The sequence below is a fragment of the Armatimonas sp. genome (assembly GCF_043757465.1).
Classification (GTDB): domain Bacteria; phylum Armatimonadota; class Armatimonadia; order Armatimonadales; family Armatimonadaceae; genus Armatimonas.
On the sequence record NZ_JAYVPL010000050.1, the window covers coordinates 1 to 7,325 of the forward strand.

The 7,325-nt window shown below is 57.2% G+C and carries 15 protein-coding genes; all 15 read left to right on the plus strand.

Annotation, left to right across the window (positions count from 1 at the left end):
* Nucleotides 1-446 (plus strand): hypothetical protein (locus ACH2ED_RS06280; protein WP_395089402.1); only part of this gene is annotated, 446 nt, incomplete at its 5' end.
* Nucleotides 443-901 carry a hypothetical protein gene (locus tag ACH2ED_RS06285; RefSeq protein WP_395089404.1) on the plus strand — a complete coding sequence of 153 codons (459 nt, stop codon included), beginning with the start codon at nt 443-445 and terminating at the stop codon, nt 899-901. The genes ACH2ED_RS06280 and ACH2ED_RS06285, both read left to right, overlap by 4 nt.
* A gap of 214 nt (nt 902-1,115) precedes the next feature.
* Complete coding sequence (locus tag ACH2ED_RS06290; protein ID WP_395089405.1) at nt 1,116-1,925, plus strand: hypothetical protein; 810 nt, start codon at nt 1,116-1,118, stop codon at nt 1,923-1,925.
* A gap of 4 nt (nt 1,926-1,929) precedes the next feature.
* Nucleotides 1,930-2,424, plus strand: a complete 495-nt coding sequence (locus ACH2ED_RS06295; RefSeq protein ID WP_395089407.1) for a hypothetical protein — start codon at nt 1,930-1,932, stop codon at nt 2,422-2,424.
* A gap of 4 nt (nt 2,425-2,428) precedes the next feature.
* Nucleotides 2,429-2,824, plus strand: a complete 396-nt coding sequence (locus ACH2ED_RS06300) for a hypothetical protein (RefSeq protein WP_395089408.1) — start codon at nt 2,429-2,431, stop codon at nt 2,822-2,824.
* Between the two features lie 51 nt (nt 2,825-2,875).
* Nucleotides 2,876-3,160, plus strand: coding sequence for a hypothetical protein (locus ACH2ED_RS06305; RefSeq protein ID WP_395089411.1), 285 nt, complete (start codon nt 2,876-2,878; stop codon nt 3,158-3,160).
* A complete protein-coding gene (locus ACH2ED_RS06310; protein WP_395089413.1) occupies nt 3,157-3,555 on the plus strand; it encodes a hypothetical protein in 399 nt (132 codons plus the stop codon). Before ACH2ED_RS06305 ends, ACH2ED_RS06310 begins: the two co-directional genes overlap by 4 nt.
* 2 nt (nt 3,556-3,557) lie before the next feature.
* The gene (locus ACH2ED_RS06315) at nt 3,558-3,806 is read left to right on the plus strand and encodes a DUF4926 domain-containing protein (protein WP_395089416.1); all 249 of its coding nucleotides are present in this window, start codon (nt 3,558-3,560) and stop codon (nt 3,804-3,806) included.
* Nucleotides 3,803-4,036: a hypothetical protein gene (locus ACH2ED_RS06320; protein WP_395089417.1), complete on the plus strand. Its 234-nt coding sequence runs from the start codon at nt 3,803-3,805 to the stop codon at nt 4,034-4,036. Before ACH2ED_RS06315 ends, ACH2ED_RS06320 begins: the two co-directional genes overlap by 4 nt.
* A 2-nt stretch (nt 4,037-4,038) precedes the next feature.
* A complete protein-coding gene (locus ACH2ED_RS06325; protein ID WP_395089419.1) occupies nt 4,039-4,266 on the plus strand; it encodes a hypothetical protein in 228 nt (75 codons plus the stop codon).
* Nucleotides 4,263-4,649 carry a type II toxin-antitoxin system RelE/ParE family toxin gene (locus tag ACH2ED_RS06330; protein ID WP_395089420.1) on the plus strand — a complete coding sequence of 129 codons (387 nt, stop codon included), beginning with the start codon at nt 4,263-4,265 and terminating at the stop codon, nt 4,647-4,649. The genes ACH2ED_RS06325 and ACH2ED_RS06330 overlap by 4 nt, the downstream gene beginning before the upstream one ends.
* Nucleotides 4,642-5,337, plus strand: coding sequence for a hypothetical protein (locus ACH2ED_RS06335; RefSeq protein ID WP_395089422.1), 696 nt, complete (start codon nt 4,642-4,644; stop codon nt 5,335-5,337). The genes ACH2ED_RS06330 and ACH2ED_RS06335 overlap by 8 nt, the downstream gene beginning before the upstream one ends.
* A gap of 3 nt (nt 5,338-5,340) precedes the next feature.
* Nucleotides 5,341-6,345 (plus strand): hypothetical protein, encoded by a 1,005-nt coding sequence (locus ACH2ED_RS06340; RefSeq protein ID WP_395089424.1) that lies wholly within the window; start codon nt 5,341-5,343, stop codon nt 6,343-6,345.
* A 349-nt stretch (nt 6,346-6,694) separates the two neighbouring features.
* Nucleotides 6,695-6,955, plus strand: a complete 261-nt coding sequence (locus ACH2ED_RS06345) for a hypothetical protein (protein ID WP_395089425.1) — start codon at nt 6,695-6,697, stop codon at nt 6,953-6,955.
* Nucleotides 6,952-7,245 (plus strand): hypothetical protein, encoded by a 294-nt coding sequence (locus ACH2ED_RS06350; protein ID WP_395089428.1) that lies wholly within the window; start codon nt 6,952-6,954, stop codon nt 7,243-7,245. Before ACH2ED_RS06345 ends, ACH2ED_RS06350 begins: the two co-directional genes overlap by 4 nt.
* The last annotated feature ends 80 nt before the right edge of the window (nt 7,246-7,325 follow it).

Here is a 7,325-nt window from a genome sequence, read left to right on the forward strand (position 1 = left end):
ATCATTCAGGGATTGCTACAGAGACCCCAAAATCGTGTCGCTGCACATCCAACGTGATGCCCAACTATACCTTTCCGGTGCGATGGGCAAAAAGCCCCATATTATCAAACGTTGGGTTATGTGTCAAGGGATTCTCTAAAAATAGTTGGGTTATTTATCTTGACAAGATAATCAATCGCTGGGATAATCAATACAAGAGGATACGAATGGAAGAAGAAACGGAAGCCGCCACGTCTCCTGCGGTCAAAGATGCAAGCGCAGAAGCGCGAAAAGAAGCTGCCAGGCTCATGGGCTTGGCTAAGAGTGAGGCTAAGACGGAAGCCGCCCGGCAGAATGGACAGCACGGAGGAAGGCCGAAGGGGACACCACAAAGCCCTGAGACCCGCGCAAAGATAGCTGCCGCCGCTCTTGCTCGCTCAGCAGAGCGAAAAGCGAGTCAGGAATGAGCACTGCCACCACGACGCGCCCGGTTCCCGCTGGGGAGCTTGACCGACTACAGACCCATGCCATAGCCGCGATGCGGGCAGGTTCCCGTGCCTGGCACGCTGCACGCGAGTCAGGCTCTCTTGACGGCGAAGCGCTGGCCAAAGAAGCCCGTGAGAACGCCCGTGCTATCGTGCGCGGTCTTCAGGCTCTCGGAGCGTGTGAAAGTGACCAGGCCGCCGCCGCACTGTCTCACCCGATCCCCTTTCACGCGCTGGACACTCCAGACGTTCGGGCGCTCCTTGCGGGGCTGGAGAAGCTCCTGCCCGTTGCGGAGCGTGTGGACGCTGCCAGGGGGCGCTCTCTTGGCTCTGTGATCGGAGGTTCGGCAGGTTGCGATGTTGCTGAGGATCTCAGCTTGCTCATTGCCCGGCTCTCACTTGAAGCTCATGGAAGCGTGGGGAGTGGACTAGAATAAGCTCTCCAGCACTAAAAAAGAAAAAGCCCGCAAGCGTTCGAGGCGCTCACGGGCAAGATTCACACTCCCGAAGGAATGCAAAATACCAATGTCAAAATACCACGACTTAGCAGAACCTTGCACAGGTAAGGTTCACAGAAGCCCCAACAAGGGCGAATCAGGGGCGCTGTCTCCTCGCGCTGATACTTCGCTCCCCCTAGTCAAAGACTCCTCCGTGAGTCCCCAGGCGCTCGCACTCTTCCGCTTGCTGGAGAGGCTCTCCCGTCGCAGTGGCTATGCCTGCGTGAAGCTGCTGGAGACTCTCGCGACGATGTTCAAGCGCTCCCTGTCCACCACGCGGGCAAGGCTTGCAGAGCTGCTGGCAGTGGGCTGGATCGCTCGCACTCAGACACGCAAAGGCGGAAAGTCAAAGCTCTTTTTCAAGCCCCTTGTTCGCGTCGCCGGGCGCTCCCGTGGCCTTTTTTTGGCCTTGCCTTCTGGCGGTTGCTCTGGCGGTTACTCCCCTCAAAAACTGGCGGTTACTCCCTCTACACATTCTAAGACTGCTCCCGTAGGGAAAGAGACGACATCAGACACGAAGGAAAAGACTGGTAGCTCTCCTGAGTCGAAATCCTGCCCTGTTGCTGTCGTCATTCTCAAAGAAGTCTGTACCGAGTCCGAAGCCCTGGAGCTGGCACGAGAGGCAGGGAAGCACTCTCTGACCGAGGAGCAAGTCAAACGAGTGATCGCGGCCTACAGGCAAGCAAAGAACGTTTTGAACCGTGGGGCATGGCTTCGTGAAGCGCTTCGCCGTGGCTTCTCTCCTGCCGCGCCGGTCTCCGATCATGCCAGCGACCAGGGCGGAGTTCCCGTTGCAAAGAAAGTGATACTCACCAAAGAGCAACTCTTTGGAAATCACAGACAGCAAGCACAAGCGGGAAATACTCCAGGGAGGCCACAGGAGCCGATTCTAGGCGCTCCAGAAGCACCAATGGGGAAAGATAGGTTTCGAGCTGAAATGATGGCTCTGAGGGCGAGAGGATAAACCCATGACAGGAACTTCAACGGATCTCGATAGAATCGCGCTTGCTGTCCAAGAGGCACAAGACAGCGCGGGCTTTGCGTGGCAACTCACACAGAGGTATCAGCGTGCCACCACAGACGACGCAAGAGCCGAGCTGGTGACGCTGGCAAGTGCAGAAGCCAAGAAAGCAACTCACGCGGCGCGTGAGGCGCTGGAGAGTCTCCAGGACGCAGGAGCCGTGCTACCAGACAAAGGCGCTGCGCCCGTCAAGCCGTCTAACCCCCTGGCCGAGCTCTCCCGCGTGGAATCCTCACGCTCTGAAGCACTTGCCTTGCTCGATGCCTTGCGCCATGCCCTCACGCTTGCTGAGGCGCTCGATGCCAAGCGGGGGGACGTGCTCGATGTGCCTGTAGGCGGCTCTGCTGGCCTTGTCTGGGGTGATCGCGTCTTGCAGGCTGTCTGTGGGCTTGAGCTTGAACTCTACGGCCCTGGGGAAGCTGTCACGGGAGCGAGGGAGTGACCTGGTGAACTCAGAAGATCTCCCTAAGACGAAAAGCTACCCGATGGATCAATCCATCGTAGAAGCTCCCGAGGGCTGGAAGAGCTTCATCTCAGCTCTCCCCCCAAATCTCTACGCTCGCCTAGTGGCTCGTGCCAAGTCCGAGGGGGCAGACCTTTTCACCGAGATCGTCTACCTCTTGGTCTACTCGCTGGACAATGCCCCGCCCCACTCGGAAGTGCCTCTAGATCCCCTCAGCGAGGCTGATACGGAAGCACTTCAGGAGCGCATGCACCTGTCGGCTCTGGCTATGGACGAAGCTACCAAACTGGGGCAGGCAGCCCAGCAGGACTGGGGCAGGCAGCCCAGCAGGAGGGCAAGCCGAGTGCCTGATACCACTGTCACGGGGGCGAGGGAGTGAAGATGATGAGAACGATGGTGCCGCAAAAGCCAGACTGAAAGGAAGAGAATAATGATACAGACACTTGCCCTTGATATTTCACCCGAAGCGGCCCGGCGTGTTGCTGAAGATCCTGAGCGCCTCGCACACGTTGCCCGGATGGTAGAAGCCGCCTACGGTGTCGAACCTGAGCCGGTGAAGATTTCCAAGGAGCTTTACGACTCGCTCATGGATGATCTGGACAAGATCGAATCAGGCGAGGCGAAAGTCGGCCCATGGGACTCTGAAGCCAGACGCAAGCGAAGTGCCGAGCTGCTCAAAAGAGAATTTGGATACGAGACGGAGAAGGCCGCGTGACCTGGACAGTTACCAGGAAAGAGACAACCGAAGCTCAGATAGACTTGCTTCTTGCTCGCGTCGCACGGCTTCGAGGCGTTGACTATGCCGCCCGTTGGGACGAAGGTCTGAGCGTGGCTATCGAGTCCCTTGGTGACTTCCCCGGCCCGCGCTCCTTCCCCCGCGCTATTCATGAAAGTGAAAGGCGGCGGGCTGAGGTTCGCATGAGGCTCTACAGCGGCCCTGACAGGAAGCCTGCGCCCTCCGTGGCGTGTCACATTGTCTTTGCTCTTTACGATCCCGTGCAGGATGAAACAGAAGGCCGTGTGCTTGTCTTGCGAGTGGTCGGAACGAGAACGCAAGCTGCAAGCGATGTTCTCACGGGTGGAGATTCGGAGAGTGAGGAAAGAGAATGATTATGATTCGAGAACATGACCGGGTAGTTTTGACCGCTGACGTTCCTGAAGAGGATCTCGTCGCGGGTGATGTGGGATGCGTGGTTCATCTTTGGAAAGCTGGAGAGAGCGAAGGTTCGAACCTTCCCGTAGCTTTTGAGGTTGAGTTCTTCACCGTGACGGGAAAGACCGCTGCCGTTGCGACGGTGCCCGTTTCGGCGCTTCGTGCTGTCACAGTGGCTGATAGGCTTCACGTCCGAGTGGCTGCATGAGCAACTTAACGATAGAAGCGGTTCCTGACGAGCTGGTAGCCTTGACTGCCACTCCGGAGGGCATGGCACGGGCGACGGTGCTGGCGGCCTTCCCAGAGATGGCACTTGACGATTTCTGCAAGAGAGAGAAAGACGCTTGGCACTCACGGCAGGAGAAGCTGTCATCTATGGCGCGGGAGTCGCTGGAGCTTCACGGGCCGGATAAAGCCGTGACGGGAGGAAGAGAATAACCATGACACTGACACTTGAGATACCAGAGCTGATCGGCGCTCGAATCAAAGACAATCCTGAAGGTGTGGCCCGTGCTCAGAGGGCGCTTGCTCGTGAGTTCGCAGGCATTGACCTAGACGCAGTAGAGGCCATTCTGGAGAGCTTCACCGAGGAGGGCGAAGACATTGCCCATGAAGAAGTCTTTGCCTCAGCCCGTGCGAAAATACTTGCCAGAAAGAAAGCCGCGTGAGCTTAGACCGGGAAGACATTCCCCGATCTTATGCCCTTCGCTATCGTCCCCGTGCCACGCGAGACATTGACATTGAATCGGTGCGCCTCGCTGAGATTCAAGGTGATGAGATCGCGCTGGATTGGCTGGAGAAGATCCAAGAGGCGATAGGCTCTCTCTCGGTCTGGCCGCGTCGGTTTGCGATTGCCCCTGAGGAGAACCTTATCGAGCGCCGGGTTCGGGTGATGCTCTTTCGTCGGACTCCTGGCGGCCCGGCCTGGCGCGTCTTCTACACCGTGGAGGATGAGGGCGAAGACGGGTTCGTGGTTCGCATAAGGCACATACGGCATGGAGCTTCCCCACTCAGCGAGCACGACTTGCAGGAGCTGCTTACCGATGCCTGAAGAGGGCTTCGTCTCGATCTCCCGCGCCTCGATACTGCTGGAGGCTCCGGAGCGTACTGTCCGCCGCGTGTCGGCCAAGTTGGCCGACAGTGACCGACACATGGCCGACACGGGAGCAAGGCTTGTCCGCCTCTCTGAACTCGCTCTGCTGATGGGAAAGCCCTGGCCGCTGGCAAGTGTGGCGGACAGCAAGGAAGCAAATGGCGGACAAGTGGCCGACACTTTAGAGGGTTTGGCGGACAAAAAAACGCCTTTGGCCGACAGTGGCCGACAGGCCGAAGGTTCGAACCTTCGACAGCAGGAAAGCGCACTGGTGGCACAGCTTAGGAGCGAGCTGGAGCACCGAAATTCTGAGATGGAGGATGTGAAGCAAGACCGTGAGCACTGGCGAGAGCAAGCTCACAAGTGGGAAGCTCAGGCGGAGAAGTCCCTCCAGCTCGTGGACCAAGCGCAACGGCTCCAACTCGTGGCCGAACGTAAAGTCGCGGAGCTGGAAGGCAAGCTCTTGCCAGCTCTGGAGGCTCCACGCGCCGATTCTAGCGGCGATAGTGGGCCGGGCGATCTACCAGCGCCGCGCATGGGATCGGGTGGGGGAATCACTACCCTGGGGAGTGTGGAGACTGTGAGAGCGCCGGGCGAAGCTACCAAGCTTCAGCCCTGGTGGGCTTTTTGGAAGGGGAGGGGTTGAAGAGTGAAAAAAGAACCTAGTCCTTACGGGAACCCAGAGCTAACATTCAGGCTCATGCAGGCAGGTGTGGATCTGGACACCCTGCCTCAAGATGTTGTACGCGCCGCCTTTGGTGATCCTCAAATGGTCGCTCGAATTGAAAACGGAGAGGCAGGGATTGAGGGAATCAGGCGCAAAGCTAACTTATTAGCAAACGAGACACCAAAAAAATCGAGGCTTTTTCGTGGTTCGGACGAACGAATCCCCTTGCTGACGCAGCTTTACCAGTTAGACGAATCTGAGCGATGCCTTTCGGGAGACGCGCCTCCCTCCGTGGTGAAGCTTGTCATGAGCCGCGGACACCGCACCTACTCTTCCGAGATAGTAGCGCTCTTGGAGCGATTTGGAGTAAGTAGAGATAAGGTCGGATTGCCTTTCTTCGCAACAGTCAGCGTGATTGAAGATAATCTCTCTTTAATTCGCGAGGTGATGGATTGCGCAGCCGATAGCACAGGATTTCTCGCTTCAACCGTTGCCACGATGGCAGAGACTTATGAATCTCTTCTTGCTTTCCAAGTCGTTGCCCCTATAAGCCATGACCTGAAAGACTGGATCATCCAAAATGGAAACCCAAGCCCTGTCATTCACTTGATCATTGTTGACCCTTACACAAAGGAGTGGGCTATTCCAGCAAAGAGTTTTCCAGCACTCATAGAGGCGATGAAGAGGACAGAAGGGGATGCGCCCGAGCCTAGATTTTTCCCCGATGATCTAAAGATAGTGCGCTTTAGCGACAGAGACCCTCTGCTCACTCATGTGTTCGAGAGCTTGAGTAAGATCGTTCTCGGAAAGCTTGCGATCAATCGTTGTGCCGTTTGCTTGAGTCCATTCGTAGTCACCAGGCCGACACAAGTTTATTGCTCTGCAAGATGCCAGAACCGAGCACGGGTGAGGCGGCAAAGAGAAAAACAAAAAAGTGCACCCCCCAAAAAAGCTAACCAAAGCAAAGAGGATGCACAGTGGGTATAATGGAGGTCAGTTAAGGCAGTAAAACAGCGAACCCCTGGTCAAGAAGCGGCAAAACTTCTAGCCAGGGGCGCGCGAAAGTGGGAAATCTCCCGAGTCTCAATCGGATTTTACCTCACTTTCGCCGCTGTTTCACTGAGGAAGCATCGGCGGGTCATCCTCCCGCCTAATCGAAGTCCGCAATGCTTCACCCAGGCAGGGAGGCGCGTTGCTAGAGCGTCCGCGTTGTTCGCCGTAGGCCACGGCTCGCAACGGCGCTGACGGGTAGCCTCACAGCTATCTAAGACCGGTCCCAGTCTCTCCCTGCCCACAAGGAGACTGGGACGCGATCTTAGGGAGTATGTGGGCCATAATGAATATTCGAGACAGAGCGCTGCTTCATCGGCGCTGGAACCCTTCACCCGATCTAGTCGGGCGCTACGTGGACACAGCGGCCCTGCGGGTTCGCTTCGGCAAGTACGATGGTGCCGAGCTGCAAGACATTCCCCGCTGGTATCTAGGCTGGTGCTTAGACACGCTTTACCTCACCCGGCAGGAGCGCCGGGCTGTAGAGATACGACTCGCTCAGGAGCCATTCAAGAGTAGCTTTTCCTACTGTGGAGGTGCTCTGTGAACCAGACACCTAAGCCCCGCGCCCTTGCTCCGATCTTCGATACCATCCCTCCCGAGCTCAAGGCTCTCTCTCAGTGGGTAGGGTGGCGCTTCACTTGGAGAGCTGGCAAGCCTGGGGAGGCAGGCACTTGGACTAAAGCCCCGTTCCGTGCCGACGGCAAAGGCGCTGCCAAGAGCACCGACTCTGCGACCTGGACAACCTTCGATCAAGCCTGTGCCGCTTACCAGCGTGGCGGCTTCGATGGTATCGGGTTCGTCTTCTCTCCAGAAGATGGCCCTGAACAAACATAGCTGTTAAAAAGGGACACTTAGCTCCGGTGGCCCTCAGCGTCCCAGCTCTTCATTGGATTGGGCAATCCCTTCTTCCAGAG

What these genes read in the sequence shown, in the direction of transcription:
- ACH2ED_RS06335 (WP_395089422.1), top strand. Translation starts at nt 4,642, where the DNA reads ATGCCTGAAGAGGGCTTCGTCTCGATCTCCCGCGCCTCGATACTGCTG.
- ACH2ED_RS06345 (WP_395089425.1), top strand. Translation starts at nt 6,695, where the DNA reads ATGAATATTCGAGACAGAGCGCTGCTTCATCGGCGCTGGAACCCTTCA.
- ACH2ED_RS06320 (WP_395089417.1), top strand. Translation starts at nt 3,803, where the DNA reads ATGAGCAACTTAACGATAGAAGCGGTTCCTGACGAGCTGGTAGCCTTG.
- ACH2ED_RS06325 (WP_395089419.1), top strand. Translation starts at nt 4,039, where the DNA reads ATGACACTGACACTTGAGATACCAGAGCTGATCGGCGCTCGAATCAAA.
- ACH2ED_RS06285 (WP_395089404.1), top strand. Translation starts at nt 443, where the DNA reads ATGAGCACTGCCACCACGACGCGCCCGGTTCCCGCTGGGGAGCTTGAC.
- ACH2ED_RS06295 (WP_395089407.1), top strand. Translation starts at nt 1,930, where the DNA reads ATGACAGGAACTTCAACGGATCTCGATAGAATCGCGCTTGCTGTCCAA.
- ACH2ED_RS06305 (WP_395089411.1), top strand. Translation starts at nt 2,876, where the DNA reads ATGATACAGACACTTGCCCTTGATATTTCACCCGAAGCGGCCCGGCGT.
- ACH2ED_RS06315 (WP_395089416.1), top strand. Translation starts at nt 3,558, where the DNA reads ATGATTCGAGAACATGACCGGGTAGTTTTGACCGCTGACGTTCCTGAA.